Below are 18,239 nucleotides of genomic sequence, written 5' to 3' on the forward strand. Positions count from 1 at the left end.
ATAAATCCTCCTAATTTGTTAAGTTATAGTTTTATTTTAATGGTTATCTGCCACTTTGTGTGACATATATACCATTGTTAACATGATAAAGATATAAGCCTGGATTGCACCTACGAAGATTGAAAAACCTTGCCATACAATTAAGCCTGGAATACCGATAATCCAACCAAATGCGCTAAACGTCACTCCTGCAAGTAATCCTAATAAAATCTCACCTGCAAAAATGTTACCGTAAAGACGAAGTCCTAATGTTAATGTAGAAGCAAATTCTTCAAATACATTAATAATAACTAATGCTGGATATGGTTGGACATAGTTATGAAGGTAAGCTTTTGTACCTCGCATTTTAACACCGTAGTAATGTGTAAGAATGACCATCATCGTAGCAAGTGTTAAAGTAACATGAGGGTCTGCTGTTGGTGATTTCCACCATAAATAGTGGTTTGCCAACAATTGAAATGGTAGACCTAGCATATTCGCTACAAAAATAAATAAAATTAATGTAACTGCTAAGAAGTGAAAGTGTCCTCCCTTAGACCATGCCATGTTACTTTCAATGATGCCTCGAACAAAATCGAATACCCATTCGATAAAGTTTTGTGCACCTTTAGGTCTTTTCTGAAGATTTCGTGTACATAAGACTGCAATCGTAAACACGATAAATGCTGTGATGATTAACATCATTACCGTCGATAAGTTAAAGTTAATATCTAATCCTAGAAAATGCCAAGTTACTATTGGACTTTTATGACCCATCTAAAATTTCACCTCTTTTCAATTAGAGTTACGTGTGTCCTTCTTAATCAAAGGACGAAAAATCATAAAAACATATGAAACCATTAGCCCTACAAGCACACCGATGATATGTATCTGTTCTTGAAACGCAACCCAAGTTGCACAAGCGAGAATTGCTATGAAATAACGCCAATTTCCACCTGTTGAAATGGACCCTACTCGTGTTTGTTTCGCACGATGCAAGTAATATTCAAAGATGATTGTATTAAACGTTGAAGCAAGTAAGCCCACCATTAATCCAAGAACAAAAGCGTGGTGTACCCAAAAATAAAGCATAATGAGGCCTACCCAGAGGCAAATGTAATATGTCAAAAACGGCTGTGTACAATTATAAAAACGTACCATAATGAACCTCTTTTCCACTTTTAGGAACATATATGAAAGCCGTTCCATGCATACAACTTTCATAATAATATAGGGGCAAAAGCGTGTCAATTATGCATTTAACAGGACTGACATCTATGAATCGAGTTGTCACAAAATTGACACATTTGATTTTACCTCTATGCTTCAGGTTGGAATGGTTCCGGCTTAGAATCCGATAAACCAAAATAGTATTGAATATGGTCACAAATTCTTTTAGATGCGCGACCGTCACCATAAGGGTTTTGAGCAATGCTCATTTTTTTATAGAGCGCTTCATCAGTTAATAGTGCTTTCGTATATTGATAAACATCTTCCTCATGAGTCCCAGCTAATTTTAATGTGCCAGCTTCAACACCTTCAGGACGTTCTGTCGTATCCCTTAAGACTAATACAGGCTTACCTAACGAAGGAGCTTCTTCTTGAACACCACCAGAATCCGTTAAAATCAAGTGAGATTGATGTGCAAAATTATGAAAATCAACAACCTCAAGCGGCTCAATCAGTTCAATACGATCATGATTGCTAAGATGCTTGTATGCAATATCTCTCACTTTAGGGTTTTTATGCATAGGATAGACGATAACCGCATCTTCAATATCTTCAACGATTCGTCTTGCCGCTTTGAATATATTTTCCATCGGCTCTCCAATATTTTCTCGACGATGAGATGTTAATAATATAATGCGTTTATCTTGATGACGTTGGATTATGTCTGATTCATACTGTTCGTTAATTGTGGTATGCATTGCATCAATCGCTGTATTACCTGTAACGACTACAGATTTCGGATCTTTATTTTCGTTTAATAAATTCATCTCCGCTTGATGCGTCGGAGCAAAATGTAGATCTGCCATGATACCTGTCATTTGTCGGTTCATTTCTTCAGGAAATGGCGAATATTTTTGCCAAGTTCTTAATCCCGCTTCGACATGACCTATACTGATTTCGTTATAAAAGGCAGCTAAACTACCTGCAAACGTCGTTGTCGTATCACCGTGTACTAAAATCATATCAGGCTTCACTTCTTTAATAACGCCTTCAAGCCCCGTTAAAACGCGTGAAGTTACTTCAGACAAGGTTTGTCCAGGTTTCATCACATTTAAATCGTAATCAGGTTCAATATTAAATGTTTCTAAAACAGAATCTAACATTTCACGGTGCTGTGCCGTTACAACTACAATAGGTTCTAAATGAGGCTCTTGTTTAAGTTGTAGTACTAGCGGTGCCATTTTTATTGCTTCTGGACGCGTTCCAAAAATCGTCATAATCCTTTTCATTGAATAAGCGCTCCTTAATTAAAACATTATTTTGTACCGAATAATCGATCACCAGCATCCCCTAAACCAGGAATGATATAAGCATTTTCATCTAACTTTTCATCAAGTGCAGCTATGAAAATATCAACATCTTCATGCGCTTCTTGAAGTTTTTGTACACCCTCAGGTGCTGCGATTAGACACATAAAACGAATGTGTTTCGCACCACGTTTTTTCAACGAATTAATTGCTTCTATCGCTGATGCGCCAGTGGCAAGCATCGGATCCACAACAATAATTTCACGTTCTTCGATATCTTGTGGTAACTTCACAAAATACTCAACCGCTTCTAATGTTTCTGGATCTCGGTATAAACCTACATGTCCAATTCTAGCTGCAGGAACAAGGTTTAAAATCCCTTGTGTCATACCTAACCCAGCACGAAGAATCGGTACAAACGCTAATTTTTTACCAGATAAACGTTTGGCTTTCGCTTTAGTCACTGGTGTTTCAATTTCAACTTCTTGTAATTCTAAATTACGTGTAACTTCATACGCCATCAGCATTCCGACTTCGTCTACAAGTTCACGAAATGCTTTTGTGCCTGTGTTAACATCGCGAATAAAACTCAGTTTGTGTTGAATTAAAGGATGATCAAATACATGTACTTTACCCATTGGTTTTTTGCCTCCAATATTTTTATTTATTGTATAATGGGAATTTTTCAGTCAATGCACTAACGCGTTTCTTAGCGTTTTCTAATACTTGACTGTCTTTGTGATTTTTTAGCACATCGCTAATAATGTGAGCGACTTCTTCAAATGCAGCCTCATCAAAACCACGTGTTGTAGCAGCAGGCGTTCCTAATCGGATACCGCTCGTTACAAATGGCTTTTCTTGATCAAAAGGAATTGTATTTTTATTACATGTAATACCTACACTATCAAGTGCTTCTTCAGCATCTTTACCTGTAATCCCTACAGATCCTTTCACATCGACTGAAATAAGGTGATTGTCCGTACCACCTGAAACAATTCTGAAGCCATTTTCTTGTAACGTAGATGCTAATGTTTTCGCATTCTTTATCACTTGGGCTTGGTATGTTTTAAATTCAGGTTGCAATGCTTCACCAAATGCAACGGCTTTGGCTGCGATTACATGCTCAAGTGGCCCCCCTTGAATGCCAGGGAAAATAGTTTTGTCTATGTCTTTTTTGTATTGGGCTTTACATAAAATCATACCACCACGAGGACCTCGTAATGTTTTGTGCGTAGTCGTTGTCACAAAATCAGCAAATTCTACTGGATTTTGATGTAAACCTGCCGCAACTAACCCAGCAATATGCGCCATATCTACCATTAATTTTGCATTGACTTCATCTGCAATTTCTTTGAACTTTTTAAAATCAATTTCACGCGAATATGCTGATGCGCCAGCAACGATTAATTTAGGTTTATTTTCTTTAGCAAGGCGACGAATTTCTTCGTAATCGATACGCTCTTCCTCTTTTGTCACTTGGTATTCAACAAAGTTATAAAATTTACCACTAAAGTTAACAGGTGAACCGTGCGTCAAATGACCACCGTGACTTAAGTTCATACCTAAAACAGTATCACCGTGTTCTAAAGCAACAAGGTAAACCGCCATATTCGCTTGTGAACCAGAATGTGGTTGAACATTGACATGTTCAGCATTAAATAATTGTTTCGCTCTATCGATAGCAAGTTGCTCAGTCTCATCGACGAACTCACAACCGCCATAATAACGACGATTAGGATAACCTTCTGCATATTTGTTCGTCATAACTGAACCTTGTGCTTCCATGACAGCTTCAGAAACAAAGTTTTCAGACGCAATTAATTCGATGTTGTTGTTTTGACGGTTAAATTCTTTCCTAATGGCATCAGCGACGGCTTTGTCTTGTTTAAAAATAAATGACATAAACGTTTTCCCTCTTTCCCTATTAAAGTTGATATTTCGCACGTTCACCACCAATTTTCTTCGGTCGTGTCGTTGCCACAGTTACAATCGCCTCACCTATTTGACTAATTGAAGTACGCACAGGTACCGCAACATGTTTGAGATGCATGCCGATTAAAGTTTGGCCAATATCAATCCCTTTGTTTGCTGTGATATATTCAACAACCATTGGTTCATTCATGTGACGGTAGGCATATGTAGCAAGTGAACCCCCTGCATGCACATCAGGCACTACGCTTACTTCTTCCATAGTATACGGATCAAAGTTTTTACGTTCTATCGTAAGTGCACGGTTAATGTGTTCACACCCTTGATATGCAAATGAAACACCCGTTTCTTCTGAAATATCGACGAGTGCTTCATATATATCTTTAGCGATGTCTATGGATCCTGTAGTACCTATTTTGTCACCTAATACCTCTGAAGTTGAACAACCAATAACACAGATTTCTCCGTCAACAAAAAATGATTGAGACTTGAGTTCTTCTAATAACTGTTTCAAACCTTTCATGAACAAAACCTCCTAGGACTTATGTATGAACACAAAACGAATTATCCAAAGAACATAGAAACGTGCTATATGCCATATATTATAACGTATTTTCGAATGAACTTATACTGATTATATAACTGATTTTCAATCAAATTGTTCTTTAAGTTTAAAAATATCCCTTTCAAGTTGCTCAAAAAGCATTTGATACATTTCAAGCGGACCTCCAAAGGGATCTGCAATATCCGCAGTTTGATTGATATATGCTTTTAATGTGTAAACATGTTGTTGTGGGCCGTATAATTGTTCGATATGTCTTTGATGTTCTTGTGTCATCGTTAAAATTAAATCCGCTTGCAAATCTTCACGTTGGAATTGCTGGGCATTTGACGGCATTGGATAGTTTTGAGTAAGTAAAACTGTACGTGTATGTGATGCTACTGGTTGCCCTTCTACTGCCATTAAACCACGAGATTCGATGTGATATTGCGGTAACAACTTTGAGGCAATACTTTCTGCCATCGGACTTCTACAAGTGTTACCAGTACACACAAATATGATTCTCATAGAAATTCATCCTTTACCACTTGATGGTTAACAGCTTTCATCATTCTATTGCGCAACGCTTCTGTTTCTTCATTCACGGGATAGCCATATATATATGCATTTGAGACTTCTTTAAGTTCATCTAATTTGTGCAGCGCTGCATATAAATTTCGATTTGCTGTCTTAATATCAAACTCATCTTGACTCAATATAATCACTTTCGCGTCTTTCGGAATATATTGTGATAAGCTCTCTGGAACAATAAATGCCACTTCATCCCATTTATTATAGGCGTCTAGAGGAATATCATTTCCTATATGCTCAATTAATTTAAGGGGCGTATCTGGAGCATAGTGCTTATATTTCATACCAGGTGCTATCGGTTTCTCAGTCATATCAATCACTGTATCATCGATAGAATTAGGTAATATTTCGTTTAACATTTGGCGTGTAATCGTACCTGGACGCGCGATGCGGTAAGGAAAAGATGTACAATCAATCACCGTACTTTCCAAACCTGCATCGCTAGGTGTTGACTGAATAATCCCTTCAACTCTACCATTTAAATCCTCATACGCATGTTCAAACGTTGTCGGAGAAGGTCTCCCACTAATGTTGGCACTTGGTGCAGCAATAGGTATATTGGCTTTCTTTAAAATATACCTTGCTACGGGATGGCTAGGCATTCTCACCGCTACAGAATTCAAACCACCTGTAACACGTTCACATAAAAATCCTTTTTTGAGTGGTAATATAAATGTTATCGGTCCAGGCCAAAATGCTTCCATTAATTTTAATGTTGTTTCGGATATCGATGTCACGAAATCATCTAATTGTTCAGTATCGTAAATATGAATAATGAGTGGGTTGTCTGAGGGACGGCCTTTCGCTTCATAAATACCCTTCACCGTTTCTTCATTTAAGGCATTACCTCCAAGACCATAAACGGTTTCTGTCGGTAAAACTATCCGTTGCCCTTCACGATACATACGAATAATCTCATCGAATTGTGGATACGCATTAAGATTATACGTATACTCTCGAACGTCCCATATTTTAGTGTCTAACACGTAAAAACACCTCTTTCTTACTTTTATTTTACTCCATAATAAAAAGTTATGCACTCTTATCAAATACATAACTTTTTATACATTTATTTTGAAACACGCCATCTAAAACTGATTATACGATCATGACCGTTTATATCAGCAATGACATCGACTTTAAGATGTGGGTACATCGATGTTACTAATTTTTTAATTGCTGGTCCTTGTTGGTACCCTATTTCAAATACAATTGGTGCGCCATCTTTCATTACGCATGGGAGTTGTTTTAAAATCATGCGGTATATACCTAAACCATTATCTTCTGCAAATAGTGCGATATGGGGTTCAAAGTTCAGTGTACTTTCACTCATGACATCTTGTTCTGATCGACATATATAAGGTGGATTAGAGATTAATCCATCTAATAATAGTCCTTTTTCAATTAAAGGTACCAATGTATCACCTAAAACAAATTGAATGTCAGCTTGATTTTTTTCTGCATTATACTTCGCTATATCTAATGCATTTTCAGAAATATCCGTGGCCCAAACATTCAACTGAGGCATTTCTTTTTTTAATGTGATTGCAATGATACCACTACCCGTACCGATGTCTGCAACTTGCCCACTTGACATCATTTCCATTAGCTTCATGACAACCTCTTCAGTTTCAGGTCGCGGTATGAGCACATCTTGTGTTACTTTGAAATCTCGATTAAAAAAGGATGCTTTCTCAACAATATATTGAACCGGTTCTCCTTTTAAAAGTCGCAACAAACCTTGCTTTAATATCTGATGCACTTGGTCAGTCATATCGTCATGTTGATGCATCACATAATCTGTACGCGACCAATCCATCATATCCATAACGAGCCAATCTACTTGTGCAGCTTCATATTCATGTGCCACTAATTGGTTGCGCGCATCTCGAACCCATGTATTAAATTTCACCGTTATTAAGCTCTTTTAATTTTTCAGTTTGTTCATGCGTTGTTAAAGCATCAATGACTTCATCGAGTTTACCTTCCATAATTTGGTCTAACTTTTGTAACGTTAAGCCAATTCGATGATCGGTAACACGACTTTGAGGATAATTATACGTTCTAATGCGTTCCGAACGGTCACCTGTACCTACAGCTGACTTACGTTGTGCAGCATATTTTTGCTGTTCTTCTTGAACTTTCATATCATACAAACGTGCTTTTAACACTTTCATCGCTTTTTCACGGTTTTGAATTTGAGATTTTTCTGATGATGTAGCAATCACACCTGTTGGCAAGTGAGTAATACGAACAGCTGAATCTGTTGTATTCACGTGCTGACCCCCTGCACCACTTGAACGGTACGTATCTATCTTCAAGTCTTCATTACGAATTTCAATCTCAACATCTTCAACCTCAGGCAATACTGCTACTGTTGCCGTTGATGTATGAATACGTCCACCAGATTCAGTTTCAGGAACACGTTGCACACGATGTGCACCATTTTCAAATTTTAATTTACTGTATGCACCTTCACCCGAAACAGAAAAACTAATTTCTTTATATCCACCGTGGTCACTTTCAGTTGCTTCGACTATTTCAGTTTTAAAGCGATTGGCTTCCGCATATTTTGTATACATTCTAAACAGGTCTCCAGCAAAAATTGCTGCTTCGTCACCACCTGCTGCAGCTCTAACCTCTACAATAACATCTTTGTCATCATTAGGGTCTTTCGGAATTAGTAATAATTTCAGTTCATCTTCAAACTGCGGAATTTGTGGTTTAAGCGTTGTCGCTTCTTCTTTTAACATTTCTATTTCATCCGCATCTGACGTTTCATTTAACATGATTTCAATATCATTTAATTCTTCTTTAACTTGCTTATAATTACGGTAGACTTCTACGGTTTTTTGAAGTTCAGATTGCTCTTTAGAATATTTTCTTAATTTATCAGAATCACTTACAACCTCTGGATCACTTAGCAACTCATTTAGTTGTTCATATCTTTCTTCAACAATATCTAATTGATCAAACATTACTCATTTTCCTCCTCTTTTGACTCGCTCGGTAGAATTACATGATGCGCACGACAACGTGGTTCATAACTTTCATTAGCACCCACTAATATGATTGGATCATCAACTTTCGCTGGTTTTCCATTGATGAGTCTTTGTGTACGACTTGAAGAAGCGCCACAAACTGCACATACAGCTTGAAGTTTTGTAATATGTTCACTTACGGCTAACATCTCTGGAACGGGATGAAATGGCTCTCCTTTAAAATCCATGTCTAGACCTGCTGTAATGACACGATATCCTCTTTGTGCAAGTGTTTGAGCAATATCTACAACAGTGCGATCAAAAAATTGAATTTCATCAATACCTATGATATCAACCCCTGTTAAATCATGTTGCCAAATCTCGCTTGCTTCAGTGATGTTAATCGCTTCTATCGCATTACCATTATGTGAAACGATTTTTTCTTTATGATAACGGTCATCAATCGTTGGTTTGAAAACTATTACCTTTTGTTTCGCATAAACACCACGTCGTAAACGGCGAATAAGTTCTTCAGATTTACCGCTAAACATACTTCCTGTGATGCATTCAATCCATCCTGAATGATACGCTTCGTACATTTTTTATGCCACCTTTTCCAAAACATAATCGCTTCATTATATCATATTTTAATAACGTTTTTGATGATTTCATTAAAAAAAGCATCCTCTTAAATGAGGATGCTTAAAATAGAAAGAAAGCATATAAAGATTGTTTTCTTTACTGTTTTCCAATAACTCGTTATAACGAAGATTAGTTGTTTGATTTGAGACCGAATTTCTTGTTGAAACGTTCCACACGACCATCTGCAGCAGCAAATTTTTGACGTCCTGTGTAGAATGGGTGAGAGTCAGAAGAAATATCTAAACGGATAACTGGATACTCGTTACCATCTTCCCATTCCATTGTTTCGCTTGAATACTTCGTAGAACCACTTAAAAACTTAAAGTTAGTAGTTGTATCTAAGAAGATTACTTTACGGTATTCTGGATGAATGCCTTGTTTCATTATTTTCAGCTCCTTTGCCCTGAACCATCTGGAACAGAGTTATTTGTGAGTTTTACCCAATACTTGTACATTATAAAGGTTGCCTTTTTAAAAAGCAACCCCACGAAAACATTTCTTTAAATTAAATAATAGGTTTCCCTGTTTTAGTACTTTCAACTGCACTTTTTTTCAACTCTTCAAAAAAGTCTGCATTAGTTTTAGTTTTCTTTAATCGTCGGATAAAACGTTCTGCAAAGTCTGGCGAATTGGAGAACATGTTGCGTAATTGCCATAAACTTTCAAGTTCATTTTTAGGAATCAGTAGTTCTTCTTTACGCGTTGAACTTCTAGAAATATCAATAGCTGGGAAGATTCTACGTTCAGACAAACGACGATCTAAATGTAATTCCATATTCCCTGTCCCTTTGAACTCCTCATAAATCATATCATCCATACGAGAGCCAGTATCAACGAGTGCTGTAGCTAATATTGTAAGGCTCCCACCAGCTTCAATATTACGTGCAGCACCGAAAAACGTTTTAGGTCCATGTAATGAAGCAGGGTCTAAACCGCCTGATAATGTACGACCGCTTGGGGGTACCACTAAATTATACGCACGTGCTAATCGCGTGATTGAATCCATAAGCACAATTACATCTTCACCGATTTCAACGAGACGTTTTGCTCTTTCAAGTAATAACTCTGCAACTTTAACATGATGTTTCGGATGTTCATCAAATGTGGAATGTACAACTTCAGCTTCTTCAACTGAACGCTCAATATCAGTAACTTCCTCAGGTCTTTCACCCACAAGTAAAATAAATAATTTAGCATTAGGTTTGTTTTTTACAATAGCATTTGCGATTTCTTTTAATAAAGAGGTTTTACCTGCTTTAGGTGGTGCAACGATTAAACCACGTTGTCCTAATCCGATTGGTGTTACTAAATCCATAACACGTGTGGAGTATTTGTCGGGGTCTGTTTCTAATTTGATACGTTCTTCAGGATAAAGAGGTGTTAACGCTTGGAAATGTGGTCGTTTTTTGACTTCTTCTGCATTATGGTCATTTACAAAATCAACTTGTAGCAAGCCGTAATACTTCTCGTTTTCTTTAGGTTGTCTGACTTTACCAGTAACTTTATCACCTAATTTGATTTCAAATCGTCTGATTTGTGATGCAGAAATATATATATCTTTTTCACCTTTAGAATAATTAACTGTACGTAGAAAACCGTAACCATCTGGTTGAATATCGTCTAGAATGCCTTCCATATAATAGTTACCGTCTTTTTCCATTTGTGCTTCCATTATGGCAAGAACAAGTTCTTTTTTGTTTAACTTACTATAGTTCGATAGTTTTAAAGATTTGGCTTTTTCGGTCAAAGCTTTAGTCGTGTAGTTTTTGTACAATTCATGAAAAGACTCATATTGAGGTGAGGTTCTTTCCCTAGTCGCCATATTTAACACTCATTTCATAATAAATTCTTTAATCGCATTTTTGATACGATAACATCAATACTATAGCAAATTTTAAAGGTAAATACAAAACATGATATAAATTGAAACATAAATGAACCACGTGATTAAATATCGCTTTTTTAACAATAAGCGTTATTTAACACGTGGTTGTGTTCAATTATTTAAAATAACCTGCAATGGATTTTACTTCTAAAAATTCTTCAATACCATAGTCGCCCCATTCACGTCCAATACCAGATTGTTTGTAACCTCCAAATGGTAAGTCTGGTGTGCGACCAGCTTCATTAATCTCAACTGTACCCGCTTCAATCGCGCGCGCTACTTTTTTCAATGTATCTTTATCTTGACCGTATACGTAACCTGCCAAGCCATACTTTGTATCATTGGCAATGCGAATAGCATCATCAATATCTGTGTACGTGATGACCGACATAACTGGTCCAAAAATTTCTTCCTGAGCAATGGTCATCTTATTATCTACGTCAGAGAAAATTGTGGGTTTCGCAAAATAACCTTGGTCTAAGCCATCAGGATGACCTGTGCCGCCGAAGTAAAGTTGTGCCCCTTCATCTATACCTTTTTGGATATAATCTTGAACTTGATCATATTGTTTTTTGTTAATAATTGGTCCCATATCCGTGTCTTTATTTTGGGGATCTCCAACCTTAACATTCGCCATGTGCATTTTAGCTTTTTCTAAGAAATCTGCTTTCATGGATTCAGGGATAAGCGTTCGTGTACCAGCCGTACACACTTGTCCTGTATTATTAACCACTTTATTAACAGCGGCCTGTGCAGCACCATCAACATCAGCATCATCTAAAATGATATATGGTGATTTACCACCTAATTCTAATGACACTTTTTTGAAGTCTTTACTAGCCTTTTCCATAATTTTTGAGCCTGTGCCGCCAGAACCTGTAAAGGACATCATGCGCACATCAGGGTGTTCGCTCAACGGATTACCTACACCTTCACCATCTCCATTGACGAGATTGAAGACACCTTTAGGTACACCTGCAGCTTCGAAAATTTCAGCTAAAATAATAGCAGCAAAAGGTGTTTCTTCAGAAGGTTTTAAAACAACTGGTGCACCAGCAGCAAAGGCGGCTGCTAATTTTAATGACGTTTGGTTTGTCGGGAAATTCCATGGTGTAATTAAACCAGCAACACCAATCGCTTCTTTAACCACTAAATGATCGCCACGTTGTTCTTCAAATTGAAAATCATCTAAAGCATCATATGCAGCTTGAAAATGATTCAATCCCATTTGGTAATGTACCTTTTCAGATTTTGTCACCGGTGCACCTAATTCAAGTGTCATTGCTTCAATTAAATCGTCTTTACGTTTTTTATATTCATCTACAATACGCCCTAATAATGCTTGACGTTCTTTTACTGGGGTCTGTCTAAACTTTATATATACATCATATGCTGCTTGTACCGCTTGTTTGACATCTGTTTCATCCCCTTTGGCAATACGGCCAAAAACTTCTTCAGTTGCAGGATTTATCACATCAATCGTCTCACCACTGTGACTGTCTACCCATTCACCGTTTATATATTGTTTCGTTTGGTTTCTCATACTATGACACTCCTTTTCCGAACGTTTCGTCCTATATCAAGTATTTCCAAAAAAGGACTTAGTTAAACTATACGCCTTGCGTACTTCTCTTGCATGAATTTTGCTTAAACATAAAAAGCCAAATAGACAAGCAAGTGCTCGTCCTATTTGGCTGTTAAACATTTATAAATGAAACAAGTAAGCTTAACCTTGATCTTCTAATGTCACATGATGATGCGCCCAGTCTTCTAAAGGTTTTAATGCTTGCGCTAAATCAATCCCTTTTTGCGTCAAATGATAACACACTGATGGAGGGGTTTCTGAAATAACATGCTTTGTAATCAATCCACGATCTGCTAGTTCTGTAAGTTTTATCGATAACGCACGATTCGTGATGGGTTGTAAATCTTTTTTCAATTGAGAAAAGTGTGCTTTATGTTCCGGACAAGTGGATAAATAATGTAAAATAAGTCCATTCCAACTGCGCCCTAAAATTTTAAATGTTTCTTGTAAATATGGACAAACTTCCATGGCTCTCACCTCTTAACATTACTTGCAAGTCCAATATTTTATAGATTAAGCATCAACGGATTCTGTCCAAATATCAGCACCAAGTTTTTTTAATGTATTGACGATATCTGTATACCCTCTATAAATATGTTTGACATTATAAATTGTCGTTTCGCCTTCAGCAATTAATCCTGCGACAATTAAACAAGCGCCTGCACGTAAATCACTGGCATAGACTTCTGCCCCTGTAAGGTGTGACGGTTTAATAGTTGCTGTACCAAGGTCAGCGTCAATCGCTCCATTCATTTTTTGCAATTCTGGCACGTGTTTAAAGCGTTCAGGATAAATGGTTTCTTTTACGAAGCTTGGCCCTTCAGCTAAGAAAAGTAATGGCGTAATGGGCTGTTGTAAATCTGTGGCAAACCCTGGGTAAACTAATGTTTTAATATCAACACTATGATATGGGTGCGCACGTTGTACTACCATGAAGTCATCGCCGACATCAATGTTAACCCCTAGTTCTTTTAACTTTACTGTGAGTGGTTCCACGTGTTTTGGAATAATGTTATCAATGACAACCTGTTCACCACTCGCTGCAGCAATACACATATATGTTCCAGCTTCAATGCGGTCAGGGATTATGCTATGACGACTTCCATGTAAATGCGGTACACCTACAATTTTAATTGAACTCGTCCCTGCCCCTGTGACTCTTGCTCCCATACTATTTAAAAAGTTTGCAACATCAACAACTTCTGGTTCTTTGGCAGCATTTTCAATGATTGTTTGACCTTCAGCACGAGAGGCTGCAAGCATGATATTTATCGTCGCACCTACACTGACAATGTCTAAATAAATATTAGCACCAACAAGACGATCTGCTTCGATTTTCATTGAGGTCGCACTTGATTCATCAATTTTAGCACCTAGAGCTTTAAAGCCTTTAATATGTTGATCAATCGGTCTAGGCCCTAATGGACATCCCCCAGGAAGCCCAATAACACATTTTTTGAAGCGGCCAAGTAATGCACCCATCATATAATATGATGCACGTAAAGACTCTACTTTATTATTAGGTAGAGCAGCGTTTTGTATTTCAGTAGGATCTACATGTAACGTAGTATCATCCAACTCTGCTTTAATGTTAAGATCCTCAAGTAAACTCACTAATGTTTCCACATCTGAAATTTTAGGCAAACCATCTAATGTGACAGGTTCTTCAGCTAATATCGTAGCAGGAATGATTGCCACAGAGCTATTTTTAGCACCGCTTATTTCTACCTTCCCTTTAAGCGTTTGGCCACCTTTAATTTTAATAACTTCTTGCGCCATGTGATTGAACTCCTTTTCCATTGCTCAATTTCTCCATAAAATATCATAATATAGGCATTATAATGTAAAATTTTTCAAAATGCAAAATAGGTCTCATCGTTGTAAACACTTTAATTCGTCTTAAAAATATTGGTATTAATTCTAATTTTACCACTGAATGACAAATGATTACATACGTTTATTGAAAAAGTAGCAACTTTAAAAAATAGTGATATACATACGATTTAGCAACATTATAAAAAAGACCATTTTTAACTTTATACCCTATAAAAAAGCTGAGACACCTTATGCGTCTCAGCTTTTTTAATTTATATCTATTTAATCATTAACCTTTAATGTTATCAGCTTTGTTAGAAGTACCAAATTCTCTAATTTTACCAATTACAGTTTCTTTGATTGCTTCACGAGCTGGTCCTAAATATTTACGTGGATCGTAAACTTCTTTATCCGCATCTAAAACTTCACGCACACGTTTCGCTGAAGCAATTTGGTTTTCAGTATTAACGTTGATTTTTGCAGTACCGAATGAAATTGCTTTTTTGATATCATCTGTAGGAATACCAGTTCCACCATGTAATACAAGTGGAAGGCCTGTTGATGCACCAATTTCTTCCATTTCTTTAAATCCTAAGTTTGGTAAACCTTTGTAAGGACCATGAACAGAACCAAGTGCAGGCGCCAACGTATCAATACCTGTATCTTTTACTAAATTTTGACATTCGATTGGGTCAGCATAGATTACGCCGTCAGCTACAACGTCATCTTCTTGACCACCAACTGTACCTAATTCAGCTTCTACTGATACGCCACGAGCATGTGCGTATTCAACAACTTTTGAAGTCACTTTAACGTTATCTTCGTATGGTTCGTGTGATGCATCGATCATTACAGATGTGAATCCAGCATCAATCGCCTCTTTACATTTATCGAAACTTGAACCATGGTCTAAGTGAATCGCTACAGGAATTGTAATATTGTAGTCATGCATTAACCCTTCTACCATTTTAACTACAGTATAAAAACCACCCATATAGCGTGCGGCACCTTCTGATACACCTAAAATTACAGGTGCATTCTCTTCTTGAGAAGCTTGTAAGATTGCTTGTGTGAATTCTAAGTTATTGAGGTTGTATTGACCTACCGCATAACCATTTTCTTTTGCGTCGATTAACATTTCTTTCATTGAAACTAAAGGCATGAAAGTTCCTCCTTGAGTGCGTAACGCACATAAATTTATATTCATATTATAGCAAAATTGTGCACAAAATGCATAAATAATCGTGATAAAATGGGATTATTTCACCATTTCGTCAATGAAAGCGCCACCATTTAAAACCTAAAATATTTTGTTGATATTCTTTAAATTCTTAATTAAAATTAAACCCAATGATTTAAGAAAATGGAGGCGTTTAAATGTCAAAAATGTTAGCTACACAATTAACAGGCATTTTTAATCGATTGAATGAACAGGAGTTAGACATTCAAATGGCCGCGCAATGTCTCATTCAAGCTATAGGTGGTGAAGGTCATGTGTACGTTAAAGGTTATGATGATCTCAAATGGTTTGAGCATTATGTATTATCAAGCGAAGAAAAGTTAGCATCAAGTATAGCGTTAGATGACGTACCATCGTTTTCAGACTTAGACACTACCGACCGAGTTTTTTTATTTAGCCCTTATGTCACTGATGCACTCATAAATGATTTAGAACACTTACTGGAATACCAACATGAAGTCGTATTGGTTACAAACCCTTCTAAGTCATATGACATACCTGAACATTTGATACATTTTATTAATCTATCAACGCCACGTGCCATTGTTATGACAGAAGATTATGATAAAGTGGTGACGCCGCACAACATTGCGATTAACTTTGTCTATTATGAAATCTACATTCAAATGATCGAGATGATACGTGACTTAGATTTATAATTTATAACCACCCTATAAGCAAAAGGTAACTTTATTAAAGAAGCTCAAGATGAGTCATATAAGTTAGCGATAAAAGAATAAAACACTTTCGTTCCATTCACATTAAGAGGAATTTTAACGAAAGTGTTTTTATTATCGTTTTCTACACAAAGTATTAGTCAAAATAGCATACGTATTGTGTCGACATATTATTTTGATTGATATTGAATCGCAGCTTCGATAAATGATTTAAAAATCGGTTGCGGACGATTTGGACGTGATAAAAATTCTGGGTGGAATTGACACGCTAAGAAAAATGGGTGGTTCTCTATTTCAACCATTTCTACTAGGCGACCATCTGGGCTTGTTCCCGAGAAAATCATACCCGCTGCTTCTAATTTTTCACGGTATTCATTATTAAATTCATAACGATGACGATGGCGTTCTTGAATCTCCTTTTCTCCATAAATACGTTCAGCTAGTGTTCCCTCTTTAATTGTACATGGATATAAACCTAAACGTAACGTTCCACCTAAATCTTCTATATCTTTTTGTTCAGGTAATAAGTCAATCACAGGATATGGAGTATTAGGATCTAATTCAGCTGAATGCGCATCCGTTAAGCCTACAACGTGACGTGCATATTCAACAGTTGCTAATTGCATGCCTAAACAAATACCAAAGAATGGGATGTGATGTTCACGCGCGTATTTAATTGCAGAAATTTTACCTTCACTCGCACGGAAACCAAACCCACCTGGCACTAAAATACCATCAACATCGTGGAAGTAACTTTCAGCATTTTCATCTGTCACTTCACTTGAATCAATCCATCTAATCTCGATATCTTTCATAAATGGGTATCCTGCATGTTTTAAAGCTTCTGCAACTGATAAATAAGCGTCTTGTAGTGCCACGTATTTACCAACCAATGCAATCGTGACTTTACCTTCTAAATTATTCACAACATTGATTAAATGATTCCATTCATCTAATTGTGTTTCGTATTGCGCTTTTAATCCTAAACGATTAATTACAATGTCATCCATATCTTGACGGCTTAATTGTAAAGGAATTTCATATAATGATTCCGCATCACGGCATTCAATGACACTTTTCTTATCAATATCACAGAATAAGGCAATTTTATCTTTTAATTCTTGACTCATTTCATATTCACTACGTACGACAATTAAATCTGGTTGAATACCTAAACCACGTAGCTCTTTAACACTATGTTGTGTTGGTTTCGTTTTCATTTCACCAGCAGCTTTAATATAAGGTAGTAACGTACAATGTACGTACATTACATTTTCACGACCTAAATCACTTCGAATTTGACGGATTGCTTCAATAAACGGTAAAGATTCGATGTCACCCGTAGTTCCACCAATTTCGGTGATGACAACGTCAGCATTCGTACTTTCGCCTGCTAGAAGTAATCTAGATTTAATTTCATTTGTAATGTGTGGAATGACTTGAACAGTTCCACCAAGATAATCTCCACGACGCTCTTTCTTTAAAACATGTGAATACACTTTTCCTGCTGTCACGTTTGAATACTTGTTTAAATTAATATCGATAAAACGCTCATAATGACCTAGATCTAAATCCGTTTCTGCACCATCATCAGTTACAAAAACTTCTCCATGTTGATACGGACTCATTGTCCCTGGATCTACATTTAAATATGGATCAAATTTTTGAATCGTTACAGATAATCCACGATCTTTCAAAAGACGCCCAAGTGAAGCGGCAGTGATTCCTTTACCTAATGATGATACAACGCCACCAGTCACAAAAATAAATTTTGTCATGTGTATTTCCTCCTCATTTCATATCAGATGCATTTACTAAGGGGTAAATCCATTTCAAACAGTAAACATGTTATTACATTGATTTATAAAATAAAAAAGTCCCCTCTCACAATCATTTC

The 18,239-nt window shown here is 36.7% G+C and carries 19 protein-coding genes; 1 reads left to right on the forward strand and 18 read right to left on the reverse strand.

Annotated features, from left to right (window positions below; genetic code table 11):
- Positions 1–36: 36 nt before the first annotated feature.
- The 17 genes from atpB to fdaB all read right to left on the reverse strand — a co-directional run bounded on the left by atpB (position 37) and on the right by fdaB (position 15,587).
- Positions 37–756, reverse strand: a complete 720-nt coding sequence (atpB, locus tag CD172_RS04165; RefSeq protein ID WP_103345568.1) for a F0F1 ATP synthase subunit A — start codon at positions 754–756, stop codon at positions 37–39.
- Positions 757–774: 18 nt separating this feature from the next.
- Positions 775–1,188 (reverse strand): ATP synthase subunit I, encoded by a 414-nt coding sequence (locus CD172_RS04170; RefSeq protein ID WP_306418269.1) that lies wholly within the window; start codon positions 1,186–1,188, stop codon positions 775–777.
- 110 nt (positions 1,189–1,298) lie between these two features.
- Positions 1,299–2,438 carry a non-hydrolyzing UDP-N-acetylglucosamine 2-epimerase gene (wecB, locus tag CD172_RS04175; protein ID WP_037567474.1) on the reverse strand — a complete coding sequence of 380 codons (1,140 nt, stop codon included), beginning with the start codon at positions 2,436–2,438 and terminating at the stop codon, positions 1,299–1,301.
- 26 nt (positions 2,439–2,464) lie between these two features.
- Positions 2,465–3,094: a uracil phosphoribosyltransferase gene (upp, locus tag CD172_RS04180; protein ID WP_037567472.1), complete on the reverse strand. Its 630-nt coding sequence runs from the start codon at positions 3,092–3,094 to the stop codon at positions 2,465–2,467.
- 22 nt (positions 3,095–3,116) lie between these two features.
- Entirely contained in the window at positions 3,117–4,358 is a 1,242-nt protein-coding gene (glyA, locus tag CD172_RS04185) for a serine hydroxymethyltransferase (protein WP_103345569.1), read from the reverse strand.
- Between the two features lie 22 nt (positions 4,359–4,380).
- Positions 4,381–4,908, reverse strand: coding sequence for a TIGR01440 family protein (locus CD172_RS04190; RefSeq protein WP_060551544.1), 528 nt, complete (start codon positions 4,906–4,908; stop codon positions 4,381–4,383).
- 126 nt (positions 4,909–5,034) lie between these two features.
- Positions 5,035–5,454, reverse strand: a complete 420-nt coding sequence (locus CD172_RS04195; protein WP_060551545.1) for a low molecular weight protein arginine phosphatase — start codon at positions 5,452–5,454, stop codon at positions 5,035–5,037.
- Entirely contained in the window at positions 5,451–6,503 is a 1,053-nt protein-coding gene (locus CD172_RS04200; protein ID WP_060551546.1) for an L-threonylcarbamoyladenylate synthase, read from the reverse strand. Before CD172_RS04200 ends, CD172_RS04195 begins: the two co-directional genes overlap by 4 nt.
- 83 nt (positions 6,504–6,586) lie before the next feature.
- Positions 6,587–7,429 carry a peptide chain release factor N(5)-glutamine methyltransferase gene (gene prmC, locus CD172_RS04205; protein ID WP_103345570.1) on the reverse strand — a complete coding sequence of 281 codons (843 nt, stop codon included), beginning with the start codon at positions 7,427–7,429 and terminating at the stop codon, positions 6,587–6,589.
- Complete coding sequence (gene prfA / locus CD172_RS04210; RefSeq protein ID WP_103345571.1) at positions 7,419–8,495, reverse strand: peptide chain release factor 1; 1,077 nt, start codon at positions 8,493–8,495, stop codon at positions 7,419–7,421. Before prfA ends, prmC begins: the two co-directional genes overlap by 11 nt.
- The gene (locus CD172_RS04215; RefSeq protein WP_037567460.1) at positions 8,495–9,097 is read right to left on the reverse strand and encodes a thymidine kinase; all 603 of its coding nucleotides are present in this window, start codon (positions 9,095–9,097) and stop codon (positions 8,495–8,497) included. The genes prfA and CD172_RS04215 overlap by 1 nt, the downstream gene beginning before the upstream one ends.
- A gap of 172 nt (positions 9,098–9,269) precedes the next feature.
- Positions 9,270–9,524: a type B 50S ribosomal protein L31 gene (locus tag CD172_RS04220; protein ID WP_037567459.1), complete on the reverse strand. Its 255-nt coding sequence runs from the start codon at positions 9,522–9,524 to the stop codon at positions 9,270–9,272.
- Positions 9,525–9,645: 121 nt separating this feature from the next.
- Complete coding sequence (gene rho, locus CD172_RS04225) at positions 9,646–10,962, reverse strand: transcription termination factor Rho (protein ID WP_037567457.1); 1,317 nt, start codon at positions 10,960–10,962, stop codon at positions 9,646–9,648.
- Positions 10,963–11,140: 178 nt separating this feature from the next.
- Positions 11,141–12,568 (reverse strand): aldehyde dehydrogenase family protein, encoded by a 1,428-nt coding sequence (locus CD172_RS04230; RefSeq protein ID WP_103345572.1) that lies wholly within the window; start codon positions 12,566–12,568, stop codon positions 11,141–11,143.
- 183 nt (positions 12,569–12,751) lie between these two features.
- On the reverse strand, positions 12,752–13,078 hold the full coding sequence (locus CD172_RS04235; RefSeq protein ID WP_037567454.1) for a winged helix-turn-helix transcriptional regulator: 327 nt from the start codon (positions 13,076–13,078) through the stop codon (positions 12,752–12,754).
- A 45-nt stretch (positions 13,079–13,123) separates the two neighbouring features.
- The gene (locus CD172_RS04240) at positions 13,124–14,389 is read right to left on the reverse strand and encodes a UDP-N-acetylglucosamine 1-carboxyvinyltransferase (RefSeq protein WP_060551549.1); all 1,266 of its coding nucleotides are present in this window, start codon (positions 14,387–14,389) and stop codon (positions 13,124–13,126) included.
- A 325-nt stretch (positions 14,390–14,714) separates the two neighbouring features.
- Complete coding sequence (gene fdaB / locus CD172_RS04245) at positions 14,715–15,587, reverse strand: class IIb fructose-bisphosphate aldolase FdaB (protein ID WP_037567452.1); 873 nt, start codon at positions 15,585–15,587, stop codon at positions 14,715–14,717.
- A gap of 215 nt (positions 15,588–15,802) precedes the next feature.
- On the opposite strand from fdaB, the gene CD172_RS04250 reads away from it, so the two are divergent.
- Complete coding sequence (locus CD172_RS04250) at positions 15,803–16,324, forward strand: DUF2529 family protein (RefSeq protein WP_103345573.1); 522 nt, start codon at positions 15,803–15,805, stop codon at positions 16,322–16,324.
- 188 nt (positions 16,325–16,512) lie between these two features.
- Here the strand turns inward: CD172_RS04250 and CD172_RS04255 are convergent, their stop codons facing one another.
- Positions 16,513–18,120, reverse strand: coding sequence for a CTP synthase (locus tag CD172_RS04255; protein WP_060551551.1), 1,608 nt, complete (start codon positions 18,118–18,120; stop codon positions 16,513–16,515).
- Positions 18,121–18,239 lie beyond the last annotated feature (119 nt).

Source organism: Staphylococcus agnetis, from assembly GCF_002901865.1.
In the GTDB taxonomy this organism is placed as follows: Bacteria; Bacillota; Bacilli; order Staphylococcales; family Staphylococcaceae; genus Staphylococcus; species Staphylococcus agnetis.